The sequence below is a fragment of the Streptococcus porcinus genome (assembly GCF_901542335.1).
GTDB lineage: Bacteria > Bacillota > Bacilli > Lactobacillales > Streptococcaceae > Streptococcus > Streptococcus porcinus_A.
In genome coordinates this window covers 1,802,874-1,825,513 of record NZ_LR594036.1, presented here as the reverse complement: position 1 = coordinate 1,825,513, position 22,640 = coordinate 1,802,874, and the positions used below count along the sequence as shown (strand labels likewise).

The window sequence follows — 22,640 nt, the reverse complement described above, 5'->3', positions numbered from 1 at the left end:
TGTGGGCCCCTTTCTAGTAGTCTTCAAGGATATCGCCGATTGGATCATTTGATCCGCCGTTAGACCCACCGTTACCACCTTGTTTTGAAAGGTTTAGGTAGATGAAGGCCATTGCAACACCGATAGTACCAAGAGCGATAAGAGTTAAATTGCTAATAGCGGCAAAAGCGAAACCAAGAGCGAAGAATGGCCATACTTCACGAGTAGCCATCATGTTGATAACCATAGCATAACCTACGGCAACAACCATGCCACCACCAACAGCCATACCACCATTTAACCAGTCTGGCATCAAATTAAGGGCATCTTTTACGGCATGTGCAGGAATAGCGATTAATAGAGCTGCGGGAATCGCGATACGAAGACCTTGCATAAGTAATGCGATAAAGTGAGCACGTTCAACACCGGCGATGTTACCATCTTTTGCTGCATTATCAGCAGTATGGGCTAAGGCAACTGATAGTGTACGAACAATCATAGTTAGGAAAAGACCAGCAACAGCCAAAGGGATTGCTGTTGCGGTTGCAACTGCGATTCCTTGAGTAGTGAAGTTTCCACCCTTAACCATGATAATAGCGGCAGCGACAGATGCAAGTGCAGCATCTGGTGCAACTGCAGCACCAATATTTGCCCAACCTAGAGCAATCATTTGTAATGAGCCACCAAGCATAACGCCAGCTTCTAAATTACCAGTTACAAGACCGATAAGTGTACAAGCGACAAGTGGTTGATGGAATTGAAATTGGTCAAGAATACCTTCCATACCTGCGAAGAAGGCAACCACAACGACCAAGATAGCAGAAATAATTGAAATATCTGACATTTTCTTATCCTTTCGAAGTGTAAATAGAGAGACTGTCTTGATGTTATATTAAAGTAAAAGACAGAATTCATCGATTTAATATAGTCATAATAGTTAGGTTCGACTTGATTATCCTAAACTATCTTATTTAACATTTGCTTTTTTAATAAGCTCAAATAGATTCTTTTTAGAATCATTTGGAACTTTACGGACATCAAACTGAACGCCTAATTCTTGAAGTTTTTCAAAAGCAGCAACATCATCCTTATCCATTGAAAGAACGTTGTTAACCATTGTTTTACCAGTTGAATGTGCCATTGAACCAACGTTCAACTCTTTAATCTCTACACCACCTTCAACGGCGCGTAGGGCATCTTGAACAGTTTCAAATAAAATCAGAGCTTGAGTATTACCAAAGCGAGGATCTTTTGCAACTTCTGTTAATTTTTTAATAGGAACAACATTCGCTTTGATACCACCAGGCGCGGCTTGCTTAATCAATTGTTTACGTAGTTCATCTTTAGCAACAGTATCTGACGCAACGATGATACGGTTTGCTTTAGAAGCTGGTGTCCAAGCTGTCGCAACCTGACCGTGTAATAAGCGAGTATCGATACGAGCAAGGTTAATTTTAAGTTTGCCATCACCAATGACAGTACCCTCTGGAATTGACCCTTTCACAACTGGAGCAGCTACTGGACTAGCGACAACCTCAGCTGGATTGAGCTCTTCTGGTAGAGCTTTAACTCCCTCTTTAGATTCTTTAATGATATTAGCGGCAACTTGTTCAACACCTGCATTAGCGTCCATCATGCGCTCAGTATAGGCTTGAATAAGCATTGGCAAGTTAAGACCTGTGATGATAGCCATTTTACGTTCAGGATTTTCTCCCATAACGCGACTAGCTTGGTTAAATGGAGATCCACTCCAAAGGTCAGCTAGTACAAGTACTTCATCATCAGTATCAAATTGAGCGATAGCGTTGTTGAAGTGTGCATATAAATCATCAGGTCCTTCGTTTGGCATGAAAGTTACAACTTGAACTTTCTCTTGTTCGCCAAAAATCATAGAACCAGATTGATGAATACCTTCAGCAAATTTACCGTGGCTGGCAATAATAATACCGATACCCATTCTTGTTCTTCCTCCTTTTAAAAATTTTTTCGCTGAAATGAAAAAGAATAATCTCCTTCCAACCGTTGTTTTTGTCTGACAGTTGGCAATCCTTTTCCATTTAAACGAAATTCAAGAACGTCTCTATTTTAAAACGTTTTCAATGAAAAAGCAATACTTTTTCCAAATTAATTATAAATATAGGAAAAATACCGCAAAATATGAGGTAGAATCATCTTCTTTGAAGCATTGCTATTATCTTAAGCTTAAGGAGATGATAGCTATACGAAAAAGGTTTGGAAGCGATGTGGAAATATGAAAACAAAGGCTGGTATCAGAGAAAAGACCATGAAAAAAACCAACTTTCAAATAAAGAAAGTGGTTTCGTTTTTAACTATAAGAAAAGCGCTTCTAATTTTCTTGCTACTCCATCTTCTTCATTAGACCATTCGATTTGTTCATCGGCATAGGGTAGCAAGAGGTCGTTCGCATTTTTCATGGCATAGCCTTTACCTGCGTAAGCAAGCATCTCTGTATCGTTTTGTTCATCTCCAAAGGCAATGAGGTCTTTTCTTTCCTTATTAAAGAGATTAAGAAGATAATTGAGAGCGTAGGCTTTATTAACATTTTTAGGAGAAATTTCAAGGATGTTCAAAGGTCCACCCCAAGAATTAACTTCAATCTCATCTTTGAAAAATGCACGCATATTTTTAGCCAAAGCAATCTTATCTTGATGATGTGTTTGCATTAATAGCGCATTTGGATCCCGTGTAATCTTATTTTCAATAAGTTGCATATCATCTGTAATTGCCTCTACTCCAAATAGTTGAGGATCAATCTTGTCTCTATTATTATTTAATGTAACGTAGAAGTTTTTGCGATATTCACTAGCAATAAAATCCATTTGGAAATCATCTTGGAGTTTTAATATATCAAGGAGGTATTTTCGGTCCAGAGTGACATTGTGTTCATATTTCCATTTTTGTTCAGGGATATGAGTTAGAGAACCATTGAATGTAATCATGGGAGTTTTGAGTTGTAATTGAAGATAGTAATCTAAGGCCATTCGATAAGGACGTCCAGTAGAGATAACAACTTGATGACCTTTTTTTTCCACTTTTTGAAGGACTTTTTTTGTATAATCTGAAATAGTATTATCATGATGGAGCAAAGTTCCATCTAAATCAAGGGCAATTATTTTTTTAGTCATGCTAAAAGTATATCAAAAAAAGCAAAAAAACTATAGTATTATCGGAAGGTTAAAAGTGTCTTTCTGCTTAGAATAAAAACCGAACGTTTAGATATTATTTTATAAAAATGTTTGAATTTTAAAATAATCAATGTTACCATAGTTGTATCGTTTCATAACAAAAATAATTCATTAAACAAGGTAATTTGGCACTAATGAAGCCTTGTTTTGATTTTTTTGTTTTATCTAGAAAACAAGGAGAATCCGATTAATTATGGATACGTTTTTTAAATTAAAAGAGAATGCTACAAGTGTTTCTACTGAGATAATTGCAGGATTAACAACTTTTTTTGCAATGTCTTATATTTTGTTTGTCAATCCTAGTATTCTAGGAGCAGCAGGTATGCCAACTAAAGCTGTCTTTCTTGCGACAATTCTTGCAGCAGTAACTTCTACTTTAATTATGGGCTTGTTTGCGAACGTACCGTATGCCTTGGCACCTGGTATGGGCTTAAATGCTTTCTTCACTTACACTGTTGTTTTTGGGCTAGGCTTTTCTTGGCAAGAAGCTTTAGCAATGGTATTTATTTGTGGTCTGTTTAACATTTTCATTACAGTGACTAAGGTACGTAAAAGTATCATTAAAGCTATTCCGATCAGTCTGCAGCATGCTATTGGTGGAGGAATTGGTGTCTTTGTAGCCTATTTAGGATTTAAAAATGCGAATATTATCAACTTTTCTTTGTCCGCTCAAAATATTGTTGCCGTTAATGGGATAGATCCTGCTAAAACAAGTGCTAAAACATTTGCGCATGGCATCTTATCGGTAAAAGCTAATGGTGGCGTGGTTCCAGCCATCTCCACGTTTACAGAACCAAGTGTTCTTTTAGCTATCTTTGGTTTACTTTTAATGACTGTTCTGGTTATTAAGAATGTTCGTGGGGCTATTTTGCTGGGGATTATTGCAACGACATTAATAGGGATTCCTTTAGGTGTTGTTGATTTATCAACTATCAATCTTGGGGACAATCATATTGGTCAAGCCTTTAATGAATTGGGGACAACTTTTTTGGCAGCATTTGATGGCATGACAAATTTATTTACGGATTCTAGTCGTCTGCCGCTTGTTCTTATGACAATTTTTGCATTCTCCTTATCAGATACATTTGATACTATAGGGACCTTCATTGGTACGGGACGTCGTACGGGTATTTTTTCAGCAGAAGATGAAGCTGCTTTAGAAAATAGCATTGGCTTTTCGTCTAAAATGGATCGTGCCTTATTTGCTGATGCTGTTGGGACATCAATTGGGGCTTTATTTGGAACATCAAATACGACAACTTACGTGGAGTCTGCAGCAGGTATTGCAGAAGGCGGAAGAACAGGTTTGACAGCTGTTTCTACAGCAGTATGTTTTCTATTATCGATTCTTTTGTTGCCATTAGTAGGAATTGTTCCTGCTGCGGCAACTGCTCCAGCTCTCATTATTGTTGGAGTTATGATGGTTTCATCATTTTTAGATGTGGATTGGAGTAATTTTGAAGATGCTTTACCTGCTTTTTTTGCCGCCTTTTTTATGGCCTTATGTTATTCCATTTCCTATGGGATAGCAGGTGCATTTATCTTCTACTGTCTAGTTAAAGTAGTTAAAGGCAAAGCCCGCGAGGTCCATCCAATCTTATGGGGAGCAACCTTCCTATTTATATTTAACTTTATTATCCTTGCTATTCTTTAAAAAAGTAGTTGTACAAATGCAACTGCTTTTTTTTCGAATAGAATAGATAGGATAGGACTTGGAAGTAAAATGCTTTTCTGATATAATGACTGTATGTTTTATAGTAAAGATGAAGCTGAGCTCATTACTTTTGGTTGTGCACTTGGCCAAAAACTAGAAGAAAATGATTTGTTAATTTTATCAGGGGACTTAGGAGCTGGCAAAACTACTTTGACTAAGGGGATTGCCAAGGGCTTAGGAATTACCCAAATGATTAAAAGTCCTACTTATACTATAGTTCGAGAATATGAAGGTCGCTTGCCTCTTTTTCACTTAGATGTCTACCGGATTGGTGACGATCCTGATTCTATTGATTTAGATGATTTTATTTATGGTAATGGTGTGACAGTTATTGAATGGGGCGACCTGTTAAACTTAGCTGACTTTGAAGACTACTTAGTCATCACCATCGAAAAAATCGCGAATGGACGCCAGTTGAAGTTTCATGCGCAAGGACAAAGGTCTCAACAACTCCTTGAGGAACTCCAAAATGACTAATGATAATGTGCTTATCGAAGAAGCTCGGTCTGAGGACGCTGAAGCTATCATCAATTTAATGGATCAGGTTGCTCAGGAAACATCCTTTATCTCAGAAGTAGAAGTCTTTAAAAAGACCTCTCTGGAACAATTGCAGTTTCTGTTAGCGAGTCAAACAGAAAGTGTACTAGAACTCTGTTTGGTCGTCAGAGTTAATCAAAATGTGATAGGTCTTTTGAATATTTCCAATAGTCAACTGGAGGAAACAGCTCATCTTGGTGACTTATTTATCGTTGTTAGTGAAGCCTATCAAGGTTATGGTTTAGGACAAGATTTACTTGAGCTCGCCCTAAACTGGATAAGAGAAATGGGATTGCTTAAAAAAATTGAACTGCAGGTTCAGGTTAGAAATCAAAAAGCCATCCATGTTTATGAAAAGTTTGGTTTTAGGATTGAAGGGAAAAGAAAATTAGCTATTAAAACAAAAGATGGAGAATTTCAGGATGTCTACCTTATGGGAAAAATTCTGGAAAATTAAATAATAAATGAAAATTGGAAAAAAAATATTTTTGATGATTTTAACAATCATCTGTATGACCCTTATAGCAATAGGCGTGTATGCAACTAGTGCTTATAATTTTTCTACCGGTGAACTGGCAAAAACCTTTAAAGATTTCAATACTTCTGATAAGAAAACTGATGTTATCAAGCAAACTAAGCCTTTTTCTATTTTGTTAATGGGGGTTGATACTGGCTCATCTGAACGTAAGTCTAAGTGGTCAGGTAATAGTGATTCGATGATTTTGGTGACTATAAATCCTGAAACTAAAAAAACAACTATGACTAGTTTGGAAAGAGATATTTTAATGAAACTTTCCGGCCCAAACTCAAATGATATGAATGGTGCAGAAGCCAAACTAAATGCCGCATATGCTTCTGGTGGGGCTCAGATGGCTATTATGACAGTTCAGGATTTATTGAACATTAAGATCGATAAGTATATTCAAATAAATATGCAAGGACTTATTGACTTGGTTGATGCTGTTGGCGGTATTACGGTTACAAATGAATTTGATTTTCCGATTTCAATCTCTGAGAATGAACCGGAGTATCAGGCAAAAGTTCAGCCAGGAACTCATAAGGTAAATGGGGAGCAAGCCCTTGTTTATGCTCGGATGCGTTATGATGATCCTGAAGGAGATTATGGTCGACAAAAACGTCAGCGATTAGTTATTCAAAAGGTTATTAAGAAAATTCTAGCCTTAAACAGTATCAGTTCTTACCGAAAAATTTTACATGCGGTTAGCAATAACATGCAAACTAACATCGAAATTTCATCACAGACTATTCCGGCTTTACTTGGCTATGCCGATGCTTTGAAAGAAATCAATTCTTATCAGTTGAAAGGTGAGGATGCTACCTTGGCAGATGGTGGTTCTTATCAAATTGTTAAAGAAGACCACTTATTAGGCATTCAAAATCGGATACGTCGTCAACTGGGCTTAAGCGAAATCACAGAACTAAAAACGAGTGCAGTGACTTACGAAGAGTTATATGGTCTTGAAGGAAGTTCAAAAGCTAAAACAGAAGCTAGCTCTGGGATAACTACCCAGTCTGATGGTCAATATTCAGGTCAAGTAAATAATAATAGTTCTTACTATTCAACTCCAAATAATTTTAATACGGGTGTTCCCTCAGAAAGCATTCCTTCAACGGTTCCTGGTTCTACAAATAGCTCGGTAACAGGAGGAGCGACAAATTCAGGTAGTCTTTCTACTAATACAGGAGCAACTACTGAACCGGTAAGTCCAGTCTCTCCTGCACCGAATGGGGGAACTAACCTTACACCAACACAATAAAAAGAGTAAGGCCTAACTATGTTAGACCTCAAGTAAGATGGATAAGTAAATAAGCAGATTATTGTAGGTATGATTCCCTGAATTCAATGGGGGTTATACCTTTTTTGTTTATGAGGTTTTTAGTCTGTTATACTCCGAAGGGGTGTAACAATAAATCACCTGTTAAGAACACCCCCCATGGTTAGACATAAAATGATATGTACCCCTTTTACTGGACTAATCCAGTGAAAGGGGTTTTTGTATGAAATATAATTATAATTTTAAATTAAATGCAGTAAACATGTATCGTTCAGGTCAGTGGATAGAGACTCCAGTTGGTATCGGGTAAAATTTCTGTTTTTTAGGATATACTCTATATAATTTTTATTTAATATAAATAAAAATTATTGCTATTAAAGATAACATAGTAAATAAAATCCAGCATAAAATGATACTGTATATAGCTAAAGATGAAAATATGAATACCCCTAAAGGTAGTGATAGCGTAAAAAGAAGTCCTAAAAAATTATTACTTTGGGCTAACATATTCGTAGGTAAATTTTCCATTAAGAGTGAATCTAATTTAGGTGTAGCTTTTCCCATAATGAATGCTGCGAATGCTAGAAACAATATCCAAAAATTGGTGATAACTTAGTTATATTAGAGATACCAACTAAACCAAATGCAACACTTTGAATAATAACTAATTTAGAAATTGATAATTTTGAAAAATAGTCGTTTGGAGTTAAATTTCCTAATATAGCACCTACTATTAAAATTGATTCAACAATAACTAATGATTGGCCATAGTGTAAACCAAATAATTGATGCTTCATAAAATAGAAATTATAAATACTATTAACTGCTCCCCCTATAACATTTAATATCAAAATAGACATTAATAATCTAACAAAAGATACATCATCAACTTTCTTGAATATTTCTTTCATTGTGGCATACATCTCTTTGAATTGCTCAGATAATGAAATTTTTTCAGTAGGTGTTTTTATAAAATGATATGTTAACTTTTGTTTGTTTAATAAAAGTATTAATGTAGATAATAAGAAAGTTAAGGCATTAATGACTGCTACAAAAGAGTAATTATGATTTGATGTAGTCAGTAACCAAACTCCTAGAACTTGTCCAAGTATATTGGAAAGATATGATATAAATTGGGAAAAAGAGTATGCCTCATATAATTTCTCTGACTCAATGTTTTTTGCATAATTGGAAGACGTAGCCCATTTGTAAAATCATTAATAGCATCTGATATAACATTAATAAAACCTACAATAGAAAATACTAGGAATGTTTTATTTTTCATTAATAGTGCTATGATGACAAATAAGATTGACTGAAGGAACCCCATTAAAATAAGTAATTTTACTTTATTTTTAGTATTATCAGCTTTTATACCAATCCAAAAAGTAAATACAGTAGGGATAATAGTGACTATATTTGCAATAAAAAGGGCAATATTAGAATAAGGTAGCGTCGTGGCATAAACAATAAATACAATGTTATACATATACGACCCTAAAGCACTTAAAAATCTTGATATAGTAATAATTCTAAATACAGAATTTCTAGTTAGTATGTTCATTTAATTTCCTATCCCAATTCTTTTCTATAAAAAATTTGTATAACATACATGAACTCATATTTTAATTTCACATCATGTTCAGACATAATCTTACTGCTAATTAATAAATTGTTTGCTTTGTTTAAATACTTTTGATCCATTGTTATTTCATAGACTTGTAATAATGTTATTCCTATTCCTAACATCCCGTCCCAGATTCCACAAAATTGAGCGAATTCAAACATTAATGCTTCAGATAGTTTTTTTATAGAGGATATATACTTAATCGGGTCCACATTTATTAATAGTTGAATTATTCCAGCTGTTCCACTAGATAAATATGGAGATACTGAGTTATCAGAGATTTTTATACCTTTGTTTCCATTGAAATCTTTAACTAATTTTTTCAATATGAATTCTATGCCGTACTCAATTAATACATTATCATAGGAGATTGAATGGAGATATAGTAGCACTCCGGCTGTCCCATCCAATCCTAGATTAGGTTCTGATTTCAGTTTATTAAAAACTTCAGTAGGTTGTCCCAAAATACCAGAATATTGATTAATCAGCATCTCCTGAAGGGAAATTATCTTAGTAAGTTCCTCGTTCCAATCGTTACAGGTAATTACATAATCATTAAAATAATAATTATTATCAGACCTATATGCGTAAATATTATTTCTTGCTATATAGATAGCTTGCTCAATGGTCGCATCATCACTTAGAAGATAAGTTATAAGGTTATCAATATTTGAATGAATTCCTTTTTGTAATAGTAATTTTTTTAGTTCATTTGTTAAAATATTATTATTTTTTATATGTAACTTTCGCATTAAAAATAATAATAAGTTTCCTACTTTATTACAATCTGAAATTTTTCCATCTTTTGTAATCCATTCTTTTAATCCAATTTCAGAATATACACCAACTAGCGGAGAACTCCCATATAAATAAGAATTTTCTAAGTCAATAAAAATAGCTTTATTTTTATTATTAATAATAAAATTGCTATTATGGATATCATTAAGTATAATGTTACGGCTGTGAAAGGATCTAACTGTTTCCAGAATATTATTGAAAAAAGTTAATAATTTATAAAATTTTAGAAGATTAGTTTCTAATTCGTCTGCATTATCAGTACTATATGAAAATAAGTTAAGCTCATTACAATAATCTAATACATTTTGACTATCTATATATTCATAAATATAATATTTATTGACCCATTCATCGACCTTTTCAATCCTTTTAAGATTATCAGTAACCATTTTTGATATATTCCATTCGTTATCTCTCATTTTTGTTTTACTAACTTGAGATGTACAAAGGACATGTGATCTAGATTCTTTAATAACTACTTCTTTTTTAGAGGTTATATTAGTAGCCTTATAAATATTTCCACCATTAGATTGCTTTAATAAACCTTCTATTTTATAATTTTCAGTTAAATATAACGACTTAAAAATTTGTTTTTCTTGTAGATCTTCAATCCATTTTGGTAAATCAAAATAACATTTTTGAAAATCCTTCCACTGCTCTCCGTTTGGCCCAATTAGAGTAGGAATGATTGTTTTAAAAGTATTTTCCTTGGGTTGAATAAGTCCATATCTATAGAAAATTATATTTGAATCTTTATAGTTTCTATCACTAAGAATATAAACTCCTTCAAATTCAATAGGTATTAAATTATATAACTCCTTTAATAAAATTTTACAGTGTTCTCTATCTTTAGGATAAATTGTTATTAATTTTCCAGATTCGGAGGGTATTTCCATATCAGATAAATTTTCAAAAACGTTTTCCTTATCTTTTAAATATTTATAGGATAGATTATTTTTGTCTAAAAAGGGAAGTACAAAATCAAATATTTCCTTATAATTTTGTAAAGTACCTGAAATATGGATTTTAAATCCATATTCAGGTAAAGCATACTCATTAGAATCAACATATTTAAAACTTGCCAGGTTCATAATCTTCACCGTATATAACTTGAATTTCGGGATATCTTTCTGGATGATCTAAAATTTTCTTAACTTTTTTTTCAATAAATAATTCAAATCGCTTTTCAAAATTACTTAATTTCTTATTAGGACATTCTTTTGAAATGCAATTTTTCGTAATAGTAATTTTTGACATAATGAGATACTCCTTCTAAAATTAAAAAAATCAAAAACGCTCAAACTTTTATCACTCTTTAACGTTTTTGATCTTTTAAGTTGCTTTTTAACCTTTAATAATAGTGCATTTCCAAGAGAGAGTAACCTCTTGTTTAGGCACTAACTGTTTACTAGCTTCATGTGCAAATTGTGTCATGCTTAATACCAAACCTTTCTTGTTTATGTTTTTAAGTATATTACTAAAATTCCAAATTTTTCAAAGTGTGTATATGTTCAAACTATATATTTTGATATTTTATATGCTTTTTAAGCTATTAAGTGCTATTTTCAATACTTATCAATAATAAAAAAAATCCAAATTAATTATCTTAATTTGAATTTATTCAATTATTTTAGCCACTCTTGTAAGCTGTTTGAGTAATATTCTGCACTTTCGTCACAATTTAGTACTTTTAAAATGTCTATTGCAACTTTTATTTGTTGTAATCCGATATCTTTCTCGCCTTTGCAATATTTGTATTGTCCCTCTGCTATCATATAAACAATTCTTAAATATGTATCATTTTCTTCAAAAAAATTTTTTTTGATCATATTATTAAAATATGCAGCTGAAGATACTTTCTTTTCTTTATTTGATTTAAACATTCCGTTCAATAAAATACTATTAACTAAATTATTGTTTTTTCCAAAATCACCTAAAAAATCTATTTTATTTAGCATTTCCCTCGTATATTTTATGTACATTTCTAATGGTAATAATAGCGAGATATCTGAAAATAATTTTAATTCATAATTACCCCAAATATCTACGGAAAAAAAGTAATCATATAAAAATTGTTCCTCTTCTTTGGTCATTTGGGTATGTTCATCTAAAAAAAGCATTTGGCTTTTTATTATAAGAGCATTTAAAAAAAAGATTTCTTTTTTTAACAAGTGATAGTTATCTAATTCCTTAGTATACATCTGATGTAAAGTAGCTAATTTGTTTTTCGAGATTGCATCCCATATATTACTCTTTAGTTCATTATAGGGAGACATTGTAAAACCGTTTACTAAGTAAACGAATTCATCTAAATCCGTCCGAATGTTTGCTAGTCCAACTAATAATTTAGTAATTGTTATATCTGATTCTCCATTTTCAAATCTACTTAACATAGATGGAGAAAATTCATCACCTGTTGTTTCTTTTAAAGAAATATTTCTTGAAGTACGTAACATTTTGAATACTTCTCCCATATATTGCATATCTGTCTCCTTAATTTTTTAGGCGTACTCAATGGTTGCATCTATTTTAATTGTTTTAATATTCTAGCTACTTTGACTACCTTTTAAGTATAAAGTCGCTTTAATAAATAGGTAAATAAGGAAACTCTATCATAGTTATCATCTCTAAAGAAAATAATATTACCGACTTTGTTTCTGATGTTCAAGTTTTTAATTAAAAGTAGGATACTATTTTGATAAATATGAGGTATATTCAAAAAACTTGTTGAGTGACAGCAAACCACTTTACAGAAAATCAAATGATTTCATTCTAATTAAGAAATAATGAAACACTACTCTCCCACGGGAAAGATTGAGCTGGTTAGTCCAGCTGCTTTAAACATGATTATCAGTTTACCAGAACAATTTGCATTTAGTCAAAAGCTTTATCAAAAATGTAAAGTTTTTGACTAAATGTAATATTATGGAAAAAGTAAATATTTTTTACTATTTAATATCAAAATTATTATACTTTTTACGATTATCATATTGCCCTAGAAAAGTAGAACGGAACTTCCTTATATAAAAAAGCTTTAGACTGTTTATATAAGGAAGTTCCGTTCTACGAGTTCTTACTTTTTTAGTAACGCTATCAAAAGTTATTGATATTTTTCCATGCGTTCTTTGATTTGATTGATTTTGGGTTGTGTCTCTTGGTTAAAGACTCTTAGCTTATAAGTCAAGTCGTCATTAATTGTTTGAATTTTTTCAGCTTCGGATTGAATAAGTTTCAGATTTGCTTTGATACTATTTAAATCTAATTGAATCTTGTCTTTGGTTTCTTTTGCTTCGCTTATGTTAGAAATAATTTTATCTTTATTCTGATAGGCCATATAAGCAATATAGGAAGCCAATCCTCCTATCAAGAAGGGTTTGATTTTCATTCGTTAACCTCCTTTTTTATCTTGGCAGCAAGCTGTGCTAGGTGTTCAAAGTCAGGGTCATGCACAGTGTATTTAATAGAAAGACCATCATTTTCGCTATAACGAGGGACTAAGTGAATGTGTGCATGGAAAACAGTTTGTCCTGCTAACTCTTCATTGTTATTAACAATATTCATTGCAGTAGCATCGGTGGCTTTTTGAATAGCTCTTGCAAGTTTTGGTAAATGAGCGAAAGTTTTCCTGGCAGTTTCTGCACTCATGTCAAGGACATTGCGGACATGTTCTTTTGGAATGAGGAGAGTGTGTCCAGGGGTGGCCTGGGAAATATCTAAAAATGCTAAAACATTGTCATCTTCATAAACTTTTGACGAGGGAATATCTCCATTTATTATTTTACAAAAAATACAATCATTCATAATGCTTACTACCTTCTTTAGATTCTATAGCTATTTTTAATTTATCTTTAATTATGGGGATAACTACTTTAAATGAAAGTTTACTGGACTTTCTTACAAGACTTACCGATAAGTCCCGTCCAAAAAGCAAGTAAAAAAATAATTGAAACTTTGAACCATTTAAACATTGTGAATCCTCCTCTTTACATTTTACCTTTTTTTTGAAAGCACTTCAATCAAAATAAGATAGGAGAATAATCGGATGTGGATTCTTATAATGATAAGCTTCAAAATTGTCGGAATCTTTATTTTTCAGGAAGAATTTAGCTGAAGTGTGTGTTGTTATTAGATTTATGATAATTCTATAGAAGCAATTAACTGATTTGCTTCACTTTCTTATCTATAATTTGTTATAATAGAAGGCATTAAAAGCTATTATTTAGAAAGAGTTAACATGCTGAAAATCGAAAATTTAACGGGGGGATATATTAATATTCCTGTTCTGAAAGATATTACTTTCTCAGTTGATGACGGCCAGTTAGTAGGTTTAATCGGCTTAAATGGCGCTGGGAAATCAACTACTATTAATGAAATTATCGGACTTTTAAGACCTTATAAGGGCACAATAAAAATTGATGGGCTAAGCTTGGAAGAAGACCCAGCAGCTTATCGTAAAAAAATTGGATTTATTCCAGAAACACCAAGTTTATATGAAGAATTGACTTTGGCAGAACATATTGAAACGATAGCTATGGCTTATGATATAGAGGTTTCAGACGCTTTTGAACGTGCACAGCCTCTACTCAAAACTTATCGTTTGTTAGACCGATTAGATTGGTATCCAAGCCAGTTTTCAAAAGGAATGAAACAAAAGGTGATGATTATTTGTGCTTTTATTATTGATCCTAGTCTCTTCATTTTAGATGAACCTTTCTTGGGACTTGATCCTTTAGCTATCTCGGATTTAATTAATTATTTAGAAGTTGAAAAAGGAAAAGGGAAGTCTATTTTAATGAGCACTCATGTCCTTGATTCAGCAGAAAAAATGTGTGATTCTTTTGTAATTCTACACCAGGGAGAGATAAGAGCTCAAGGAACTCTATCTGATTTACGAGCAACTTTTGGAAATCCAAAAGCCAGTTTGAATGATATCTATTTAGCGTTAACAACTGAGGTATAAAGATGAGACAACTTTTTAAGCAACGTCGGTTAGCCTTCTTAGCCTTGCACCGTAAATATCTCCCTTATGTTTTAAATGATCACTTTGTTTTAGTTTTAGTTTTCTTGTTAGGTTATATTCTTTATCAATATAGTCAATTGCTCAATCATCTCCCTGAGAACCGTTTCCCGATTATACTTATTATAATGGTTTTATTTCTGTTTCTCTCAGGTTTTGGAAAACCGGCCACCTATCTTGAGCCGGCAGATCAACACTTCCTTCTTTGTCAAGAAACTTATGTCGTCAAGCATCTTAAAGAAAGTGGTAGGCGTTCCTTTTATACTTGGACGGGATTAGGTGGTCTTCTTTTATTGCTCTTATACCCGTTATTTCTTAAGTTGGGATTCGGTATAGTGACCTTTTTAGGCGTCTTAGCTTTGTTTGCTAGCCTGAAGTGGATTGTCCAAAAATATAAAGTTGACACATTGTTGGCAGAAGGACATCTGGATTGGGATAAGGCTATAGCTTATGAATTAGAGCGTCAGCAAGGTGTCTTAAAATTTTACGCTCTTTTCACAACAGTCAAAGGACTTTCTAGTAAGTTTAAAAATAGAAGGTATCTCAATTTCTTACTGGCTATCTTCCCTAAAAAGAGTGATAATCTATGGTTACACCTCTATGCGCGAGCTTTTTTAAGAAGTTCAGATTATTTAGGTCTATTTCTTAGACTAACTATCTTAAGCTGCTTGAGTCTAAGTCTAATAAAGAATTCTTATCTAGCTTTGACTCTAGCTTTTGTATGGAACTACTTATTATTCTTTCAGCTTCTAGCTTTATATCATCATTACAATTATTATTTTATGGCTCAGCTTTATCCTACGACTAGGGAACTGAAAAAAAAGAATTTATTACTCTTTTTAAGATACTTATCAGCTTTTACCTTCCTGCTCCAAGTTATTTTTTGTCATGAACTAATCATTTTAGGAGGAGTAGCTATTATAATGCTCTTTTTAACTCTAGCTTATATCCCTTATAAGCTGAAGAACATAATTGACTAAGTTATCTAAAACAAGTAAAATAGGGATAACTGATTTGAAATAGAAAAGGAGGGCGATAGTATGACAATAACAGAAGATGATTTAACCTTGACGCCCTTACGCGGAAAAAGTGGAAAAGCTTACAAAGGAACCTACCCCAATGGTGATAGTGTTTTTATTAAGTTGAACACTACTCCAATTTTGCCAGCCTTGTCTAAAGAACAAATTGCACCGCAATTACTTTGGGCAAAACGCATGGGGAATGGTGATATGATGAGTGCGCAAGAATGGCTAGATGGCCGTATTCTTTCGCGTCAGGACATGAATAGTAAGCAAATTATCCATATATTATTGAGGCTACATAAGTCAAAGCAACTAGTCAACCAACTGTTACAGCTTAATTACAAAATTGAAAATCCCTATGATTTAGTGGCTGACTTTGAACGAAATGCCCCCTTGCAAATTCAACAAAATTCTTACTTGCAAGGTGTAGTCAAAGAACTTAAAAGAAGTCTGCCAGAATTTAGAGCTGACATAGCTACCATTGTGCATGGTGATATTAAGCACAGTAACTGGGTTATCACAACGAGTGGTATGATTTACTTGTGTGACTGGGATTCAGTACGTTTAACAGATCGGATGTATGATGTGGCTTATTTATTGAGTCATTATATTCCAAGATCACGGTGGGCAGAATGGTTATCTTATTACGGCTATAAAAATAACGAAAAAGTGATGAGTAAAATCTTCTGGTATGGTCAACTTTCTTATTTGACTCAGATCTTAAGATGTTTTGATAAACGTGATATGGAACATGTGAATCAAGAAATTTACGCCCTCCGTAAATTTAAAGAAAGTTTTAGAAAGTTATAATGCGAGTTCGAAAACGAAAAGGTGCTGAGGAGCACTTGGAAAATCACCCACAATATGTTATATTAGAACCTGAAGTTGCCAAAGGTCGTTGGCAAGAAGTATTTGGCAATACTAATCCTATCCACATTGAAGTGGGCTCAGGAAAAGGTGGCTTTATCACTGGTATGGCTAAACAAAACCCAGACATTAATTATATTGGAATTGATATTCAATTATCGGTTTTAAGTTATGCTTTAGATAAAGTATTAGAGGCAGATATCCCAAATGTACGTTTGTTGCGAGTGGATGGCTCTAGTTTGACGAACTATTTCAATGATGGAGAGATTAGCCTACTCTATCTTAACTTTTCAGATCCTTGGCCAAAATCGAGACATGAGAAACGTCGACTGACTTATAAGGATTTCCTTAAGACTTATCAAACTATTCTTCCTCCTCATGGACAACTTCATTTTAAAACAGATAATCGTGGCTTATTTGAATATAGCTTAGCTAGCTTTTCTCAGTATGGAATGACTTTAAAGCAGGTTTGGTTAGATTTACATGCTAGTGATTATGAAGGAAATGTCATGACTGAGTACGAAGCTAAGTTTGCTCAAAAGGGGCAAGTGATATACCGAGTGGAAGCTCAATTTTAATATGTTTTGGAAGTTGATATCAACTTCTTAAATGGAGAGGTCGCATAGTGGCCGAGTGCGCACGCTTGGAAAGCGTGTAGTCCTTAACGGGGCTCGGGGGTTCGAATCCCCTCCTCTCCTTTGAATTAACTTTTGAGAAAGTTTAGGCTTGCTATGTCCAAGGATTGTGGTATAATGGGAGTAACAAATATAGAAAGGTGGTGAGAAATATCTCGCCACTTTTGTATTGACATTTTGTCCGATAAAGGAATTTTCCTTTATGCAATTATAGTAAAGGAGGGCATTGTTATCGCTAATCAACATATTATCGATACTGTTACGGAGACAGTATCGCCAGTTATCAAGTCGCCGTTTGAACTTGTTGATGTGGAATATGAAAAAATGGGGAGTGACCATATCTTAAGCATTCTGGTTGACAAAGAAGGTGGTATTACGGTTGAAGATACTACTGAGTTGACGGAGATTATTAGTCCGCTTTTAGATCAGATTTCTCCGGATCCCTTTCCAGACCAGTATATGTTAGAGGTATCTAGTCCTGGGTTGGAGAGACCACTCAAGACCAAGGAAGCTATTGAAAAGGCAGTCGGTTCCTATGTGAATGTTAGCCTTTATAAAGCTATTGATAAAGTCAAGGTTTTTCAAGGAGATTTGGTATCTTTTGACGGGGAAACCTTAACGATTGATTATTTAGATAAAACTCGTCACAAAGTAGTAGATATCCCATACCAGACAGTTGCTAAAGCACGTTTGGCAGTTAGACTCTAACTGATTTTAAAAGTAAGAAAGGAATTTTGCTTTTGCAAGGAATTGCAGAGCATCACAGATTATGAGCAAAGAAATGCTAGAAGCCTTCCGTATTTTGGAAGAAGAAAAACACATTAACAAGGACGATATTATTGAAGCCGTTACGGAATCTTTAAAATCTGCTTATAAGAGACGTTATGGTCAATCAGAGTCGTGTGTGATTGAGTTTAATGAAAAAACAGGCGACTTTCAGGTTTTTTCAGTCCGTGAAGTTGTCGAAGAAGTTTTTGATAGTCGTTTAGAAATTAGCTTAAGTGATGCATTAGCTATCAGTTCCGCATATGAATTAGGAGATAAAATTCGTTTTGAAGAATCGGTAGCTGAATTTGGTCGTGTTGCAGCACAATCTGCTAAGCAAACGATTATGGAAAAAATGCGTCGCCAAATGCGTGAAATCACCTACAATGAATATAAAGAGCATGAAGGTGAAATCATGACAGGGACAGTTGAACGTTTTGATCAACGCTTCATTTATGTGAATTTAGGTTCGCTTGAAGCACAGCTATCACACCAAGACCAAATTCCAGGAGAAACTTTCAAATCTCATGACCGTATTGAAGTCTATGTCTACAAAGTTGAAAATAATCCAAAAGGTGTTAATGTTTTCGTAAGTAGGAGCCACCCAGAATTTATCAAACGCATCATGGAACAAGAAATTCCAGAAGTATTTGATGGTACTGTTGAGATCATGAGCGTCTCACGTGAAGCTGGTGATCGGACAAAGGTAGCTGTAAGAAGTCATAATCCAAATGTTGACGCTATCGGAACCATTGTAGGTCGTGGTGGAAGTAACATCAAAAAAGTTATTAGTAAATTTCATCCGAAACGTTACGATGTTAAGACAGGAATTGAAATTCCAGTAGAAGAAAACATTGATGTGATTCAATGGGTAGACGATCCAGCTGAATTTATTTATAATGCGATTGCTCCCGCTGAGGTTGATATGGTTCTTTTTGATGAAATAGATAGCAAGCGTGCAACAGTTGTTGTACCTGATAGTAAATTATCTCTTGCAATTGGTCGTCGGGGTCAAAATGTTCGTTTAGCAGCCCATTTAACGGGTTATCGTATTGATATTAAATCGGCTAGTGAATATGAGGCACTAGAAGCTGAACAGGAGCAGATCAATACCCCAGAAGAAGTAGATCAATATTCAACAACGACTGAGGAAGAATAAGAAAAGAGGTGTTTTATGCCTAAAGTAAAAAAAATACCTTTACGTAAGTCATTAGTTTCGGGCGAAATTATTGATAAAAGAGATTTGCTTCGTGTTGTAAAAACCAAGGAAGGTGACATTTTTATAGATCCAACAGGTAAGAAAAATGGTCGCGGAGCCTATATTAAGCTTGATAATCAGGAAGCAATTATGGCAAAAAAGAAACAAGTTTTTAATCGTAGTTTTGCCGTTGATGTACCTGAAAGTTTTTATGATGAATTGATAGCTTATGTGGAACACAAAGTTAAAAGAAGAGAGTTAGGCCTTGAATAATTTAGAAAGACTGGCTAATCTCATTGGTCTAGCACAGCGAGCGGGAAAAGTTGTTTCTGGGGAAGAATTGGTTGTTAAAGCCATTCAAAATCAAAACGTTCAGCTTATTTTTCTAGCAAACGATGCAGGACCAAATGTAACTAAAAAGATTACAGATAAAAGTAAGTATTATAATGTAGAAGTCTCCACAGTGTTAAATGCACTGGAATTAAGTTCTGCTCTTGGTAAAGCGCGAAAAGTGGTTGCCATAGCGGATGCTGGATTTTCAAAGAAAATGAGGACTCTTATGGAATAGACGAGTAGGAGGACACAAATTGTCAAAGAAAAGATTACATGAAATTGCCAAAGAGATTGGTAAAACAAGTAAAGAAGTTGTTGAAAAAGCAAAAGAGCTTGGATTAGATGTCAAAAGCCACGCTTCTAGTGTCGATGAATCAACAGCAAGTAAAATTGCTTCAAGTTTTGCAGGTACATCCCAAACGGCCACACAGTCAGTAACCAAAGAAGAAGTAAAAACAGACTCAAGGCCGGCTCAAATACAAAAATCTGAAGAGAAAGTAGTCGCTACGACCTCTAAGAGTGAAGAAGTTGGGTCAAGTGCACCTGTTAATCCTGCTCATGCAAGGCCAAAAAGTCGTAACTTTAAGGCTGAGCGTGAGGCTAGAGCAAAAGAAGAGGCTGCGCGTCAACAAGAAGGAAAACAGAATCGTTCTAATGATCGCCATTCTAACAATCGCAACAAAGGTCAGCAAAATGATCGATTTGCTAGTAAAGGTCAACAGCAGAACAGAGAACGTCGATTTGAAGGTAAACCAAATCAATCTGGAAATCAACAAGATAACCGTCAATTTGGCAACCGTGACAATAATCGTCCGACAACAACACCTAATCGCTCCAATAATCGTTTTAAAGATAATAGGCAGCAACAAAATAATCGGGTTCAACAACAGGCACCGGCTCCTAAAATTGATTTTAAAGCACGAGCAGCTGCTCTAAAGGCTGAACAAAATGCTGAGTATACCAAGCAGCGTGAAAATCAATTTCGTGCTCAAGAAGAAGCCAAAAAACAAGCTCGAATTGCTCAAGAAGAAGCACGTCGCTTAGCTGAAAAGGAAGCCGAAGCAGCTGCAAAAAAAGCAGCTGAGCAATCTAAAGGAACAGCAGCTGATAGAGTTACACCTGAGGTCCTAGCTACTACTCCTAAGCCTGTTGACAAACGTCGTAAAAAGGGACGTCTTGAAAAAGTCAATGACACTGATCAAGGTTATGACAATGGACCAAAACAAAATAAAAAGAGTTGGAATAATCAGAACCAAGTGAGAAATCAAAGAAATAGTAACTGGAACAAAAAACCTAAAAAAGGCAAAAATAACAGGAATAATAGTGTCGCTTCAAAACCAGTAACTGAGCGTAAATTCCATGAATTACCAAAAGAATTTGAATATACTGAGGGTATGACAGTTGCCGATATAGCAAAACGAATTAAACGTGAACCAGCAGAAATCGTTAAAAAACTGTTTATGATGGGGGTAATGGCAACCCAAAATCAATCTCTAGATGGCGATACCATTGAATTATTAATGGTTGATTATGGGATTGAAGCAAAAGCAAAAGTTGAGATTGATGATGCTGATATCGAACGTTTCTTTGAGGACGACTCTTACCTTAATCCAGAAAATCTTGTTGAACGGGCACCAGTTGTAACCATCATGGGGCACGTTGACCATGGTAAAACAACCTTATTGGATACTTTGCGTAATTCACGGGTAGCTACTGGGGAAGCAGGGGGGATTACTCAACATATAGGAGCCTATCAAATCGAAGAAGCTGGTAAGAAAATTACCTTCTTGGATACACCTGGACATGCTGCCTTCACTAGTATGCGTGCACGTGGGGCATCAGTTACTGACATCACTATCTTAATTGTCGCGGCAGATGATGGCGTTATGCCACAAACAGTCGAAGCAATTAACCACTCTAAAGCTGCACAAGTTCCGATTATTGTTGCTATCAACAAAATTGATAAACCGGGTGCTAACCCAGAGCGCGTGATTGCTGAGCTGGCTGAATACGGTATTATTTCCACAGCCTGGGGCGGTGACTGTGAATTTGTTGAGATTTCAGCTAAATTCAATAAGAACATTGATGTTTTACTAGAAACAATTCTTTTAGTTGCTGAAGTAGAAGAGCTGAAGGCAGATCCAACAGTAAGAGCTATTGGTACCGTTATTGAAGCAAGGCTTGATAAAGGAAAAGGTGCTGTAGCAACCCTTCTTGTTCAACAAGGGACACTACACGTTCAAGATCCAATCGTTATTGGTAACACCTTTGGTCGTGTCCGTGCTATGGCAAATGATCTCGGTCGTCGTGTAAAATCAGCCCTTCCATCAACGCCTGTTTCTATCACAGGTTTAAATGAAACACCTATGGCTGGCGATCATTTTGCTGTCTATGAAGATGAAAAAGCAGCTCGAGCAGCAGGTGAAGAGCGTGCCAAACGTGCTCTTCTTAAACAACGCCAAAATACGCAACGTGTCAGTCTTGATAATCTGTTTGATACTCTTAAAGCAGGTGAAATTAAGACAGTTAACGTAATTATTAAAGCAGATGTTCAAGGTTCAGTAGAAGCCTTAGCAGCTTCACTCCTCAAAATAGAGGTTGAAGGTGTTCGTGTTAATGTTGTTCATTCGGCTGTAGGCGCGATCAATGAATCAGACGTTACATTAGCTGAAGCTTCAAATGCTGTTATTATTGGTTTCAATGTCCGCCCTACTCCACAAGCACGTCAACAAGCTGAATCTGATGAAGTTGAAATTCGTCTTCATAGCATTATCTACAAAGTTATTGAAGAAGTAGAAGAAGCGATGAAAGGTAAACTAGATCCAGTCTTCAAAGAAAAAATTCTTGGGGAAGCTATTGTTCGTGAAACCTTTAAGGTATCTAAAGTTGGAACAATTGGTGGATTCATGGTTATTAATGGTAAGATAACACGCGACTCTAGTGTTCGTGTTATCCGTGATAGCGTGGTTGTTTTCGATGGCAAAATTGCTAGCTTGAAACATTATAAGGATGATGTTAAAGAAGTTGGTAATGCTCAAGAAGGTGGGTTAATGATTGAAAATTATAACGACCTCCAAGTTGATGACACACTTGAAGCTTATATCATGGAAGAAATTGTTAGAAAGTAAAATAACCTAACAATGATG

General features: G+C 34.6%; 21 protein-coding genes, 1 tRNA gene and 1 pseudogene. 14 read left to right on the top strand and 9 right to left on the bottom strand.

Annotation, left to right across the window (positions count from 1 at the left end; translation table 11 throughout):
• Nucleotides 1-13 precede the first annotated feature (13 nt).
• The 3 genes from FGK96_RS08815 to FGK96_RS08805 all read right to left on the bottom strand — a co-directional run bounded on the left by FGK96_RS08815 (nt 14) and on the right by FGK96_RS08805 (nt 3,125).
• The gene (locus tag FGK96_RS08815) at nt 14-823 is read right to left on the bottom strand and encodes a PTS mannose/fructose/sorbose transporter subunit IIC (protein ID WP_138083165.1); all 810 of its coding nucleotides are present in this window, start codon (nt 821-823) and stop codon (nt 14-16) included.
• A 123-nt stretch (nt 824-946) separates the two neighbouring features.
• Nucleotides 947-1,936 carry a mannose/fructose/sorbose PTS transporter subunit IIA gene (locus FGK96_RS08810; RefSeq protein WP_138083163.1) on the bottom strand — a complete coding sequence of 330 codons (990 nt, stop codon included), beginning with the start codon at nt 1,934-1,936 and terminating at the stop codon, nt 947-949.
• Between the two features lie 373 nt (nt 1,937-2,309).
• The gene (locus tag FGK96_RS08805; RefSeq protein WP_138083161.1) at nt 2,310-3,125 is read right to left on the bottom strand and encodes a Cof-type HAD-IIB family hydrolase; all 816 of its coding nucleotides are present in this window, start codon (nt 3,123-3,125) and stop codon (nt 2,310-2,312) included.
• A 253-nt stretch (nt 3,126-3,378) separates the two neighbouring features.
• On the opposite strand from FGK96_RS08805, the gene FGK96_RS08800 reads away from it, so the two are divergent.
• The 4 genes from FGK96_RS08800 (at nt 3,379) to brpA (ending at nt 7,214) form a co-directional block, all read left to right on the top strand.
• Nucleotides 3,379-4,839: an NCS2 family permease gene (locus FGK96_RS08800; protein WP_138083159.1), complete on the top strand. Its 1,461-nt coding sequence runs from the start codon at nt 3,379-3,381 to the stop codon at nt 4,837-4,839.
• A gap of 93 nt (nt 4,840-4,932) precedes the next feature.
• Nucleotides 4,933-5,376, top strand: a complete 444-nt coding sequence (gene tsaE / locus FGK96_RS08795) for a tRNA (adenosine(37)-N6)-threonylcarbamoyltransferase complex ATPase subunit type 1 TsaE (RefSeq protein ID WP_138083157.1) — start codon at nt 4,933-4,935, stop codon at nt 5,374-5,376.
• Nucleotides 5,369-5,893, top strand: coding sequence for a GNAT family N-acetyltransferase (locus FGK96_RS08790; protein ID WP_138083155.1), 525 nt, complete (start codon nt 5,369-5,371; stop codon nt 5,891-5,893). The genes tsaE and FGK96_RS08790 overlap by 8 nt, the downstream gene beginning before the upstream one ends.
• 7 nt (nt 5,894-5,900) lie before the next feature.
• Nucleotides 5,901-7,214 (top strand): biofilm formation/cell division transcriptional regulator BrpA, encoded by a 1,314-nt coding sequence (gene brpA, locus FGK96_RS08785; RefSeq protein ID WP_138083153.1) that lies wholly within the window; start codon nt 5,901-5,903, stop codon nt 7,212-7,214.
• A gap of 363 nt (nt 7,215-7,577) precedes the next feature.
• On the opposite strand, the pseudogene FGK96_RS08775 reads toward brpA, so the two are convergent.
• From FGK96_RS08775 to FGK96_RS08750, 6 genes and pseudogenes are all read right to left on the bottom strand, one after another.
• A pseudogene (locus FGK96_RS08775) lies at nt 7,578-8,796 on the bottom strand (transporter).
• An 8-nt stretch (nt 8,797-8,804) separates the two neighbouring features.
• Complete coding sequence (locus FGK96_RS08770; RefSeq protein WP_138083151.1) at nt 8,805-10,748, bottom strand: kinase; 1,944 nt, start codon at nt 10,746-10,748, stop codon at nt 8,805-8,807.
• On the bottom strand, nt 10,729-10,914 hold the full coding sequence (locus FGK96_RS08765) for a hypothetical protein (protein ID WP_138083149.1): 186 nt from the start codon (nt 10,912-10,914) through the stop codon (nt 10,729-10,731). The genes FGK96_RS08770 and FGK96_RS08765 overlap by 20 nt, the downstream gene beginning before the upstream one ends.
• Before the next feature lie 368 nt (nt 10,915-11,282).
• Complete coding sequence (locus FGK96_RS08760) at nt 11,283-12,140, bottom strand: helix-turn-helix domain-containing protein (RefSeq protein ID WP_138083147.1); 858 nt, start codon at nt 12,138-12,140, stop codon at nt 11,283-11,285.
• 617 nt (nt 12,141-12,757) lie between these two features.
• Nucleotides 12,758-13,042 (bottom strand): chemotaxis protein, encoded by a 285-nt coding sequence (locus FGK96_RS08755; RefSeq protein ID WP_138083145.1) that lies wholly within the window; start codon nt 13,040-13,042, stop codon nt 12,758-12,760.
• Nucleotides 13,039-13,458: an HIT family protein gene (locus FGK96_RS08750; protein ID WP_138083143.1), complete on the bottom strand. Its 420-nt coding sequence runs from the start codon at nt 13,456-13,458 to the stop codon at nt 13,039-13,041. Before FGK96_RS08750 ends, FGK96_RS08755 begins: the two co-directional genes overlap by 4 nt.
• A gap of 433 nt (nt 13,459-13,891) precedes the next feature.
• Between FGK96_RS08750 and FGK96_RS08745 the strand changes: the two genes are divergently transcribed.
• The 10 genes from FGK96_RS08745 to infB all read left to right on the top strand — a co-directional run bounded on the left by FGK96_RS08745 (nt 13,892) and on the right by infB (nt 22,622).
• Nucleotides 13,892-14,617: an ABC transporter ATP-binding protein gene (locus FGK96_RS08745; RefSeq protein WP_138083141.1), complete on the top strand. Its 726-nt coding sequence runs from the start codon at nt 13,892-13,894 to the stop codon at nt 14,615-14,617.
• 2 nt (nt 14,618-14,619) lie between these two features.
• Nucleotides 14,620-15,654 carry an ABC transporter permease gene (locus FGK96_RS08740; RefSeq protein ID WP_138083139.1) on the top strand — a complete coding sequence of 345 codons (1,035 nt, stop codon included), beginning with the start codon at nt 14,620-14,622 and terminating at the stop codon, nt 15,652-15,654.
• A gap of 60 nt (nt 15,655-15,714) precedes the next feature.
• Entirely contained in the window at nt 15,715-16,506 is a 792-nt protein-coding gene (ccrZ, locus tag FGK96_RS08735) for a cell cycle regulator CcrZ (RefSeq protein ID WP_138083137.1), read from the top strand.
• The gene (trmB, locus tag FGK96_RS08730) at nt 16,506-17,141 is read left to right on the top strand and encodes a tRNA (guanosine(46)-N7)-methyltransferase TrmB (protein ID WP_138083135.1); all 636 of its coding nucleotides are present in this window, start codon (nt 16,506-16,508) and stop codon (nt 17,139-17,141) included. The genes ccrZ and trmB overlap by 1 nt, the downstream gene beginning before the upstream one ends.
• Before the next feature lie 33 nt (nt 17,142-17,174).
• A tRNA-Ser gene (locus FGK96_RS08725) sits at nt 17,175-17,261 on the top strand.
• A gap of 147 nt (nt 17,262-17,408) precedes the next feature.
• On the top strand, nt 17,409-17,906 hold the full coding sequence (rimP, locus tag FGK96_RS08720) for a ribosome maturation factor RimP (RefSeq protein ID WP_172601642.1): 498 nt from the start codon (nt 17,409-17,411) through the stop codon (nt 17,904-17,906).
• A 61-nt stretch (nt 17,907-17,967) separates the two neighbouring features.
• Entirely contained in the window at nt 17,968-19,122 is a 1,155-nt protein-coding gene (nusA, locus tag FGK96_RS08715) for a transcription termination factor NusA (RefSeq protein ID WP_138083131.1), read from the top strand.
• A gap of 15 nt (nt 19,123-19,137) precedes the next feature.
• The gene (gene rnpM / locus FGK96_RS08710; protein WP_138083129.1) at nt 19,138-19,434 is read left to right on the top strand and encodes an RNase P modulator RnpM; all 297 of its coding nucleotides are present in this window, start codon (nt 19,138-19,140) and stop codon (nt 19,432-19,434) included.
• The gene (locus tag FGK96_RS08705) at nt 19,427-19,729 is read left to right on the top strand and encodes a YlxQ-related RNA-binding protein (protein ID WP_138083127.1); all 303 of its coding nucleotides are present in this window, start codon (nt 19,427-19,429) and stop codon (nt 19,727-19,729) included. The genes rnpM and FGK96_RS08705 overlap by 8 nt, the downstream gene beginning before the upstream one ends.
• Before the next feature lie 19 nt (nt 19,730-19,748).
• The gene (gene infB / locus FGK96_RS08700; protein WP_138083125.1) at nt 19,749-22,622 is read left to right on the top strand and encodes a translation initiation factor IF-2; all 2,874 of its coding nucleotides are present in this window, start codon (nt 19,749-19,751) and stop codon (nt 22,620-22,622) included.
• Nucleotides 22,623-22,640 lie beyond the last annotated feature (18 nt).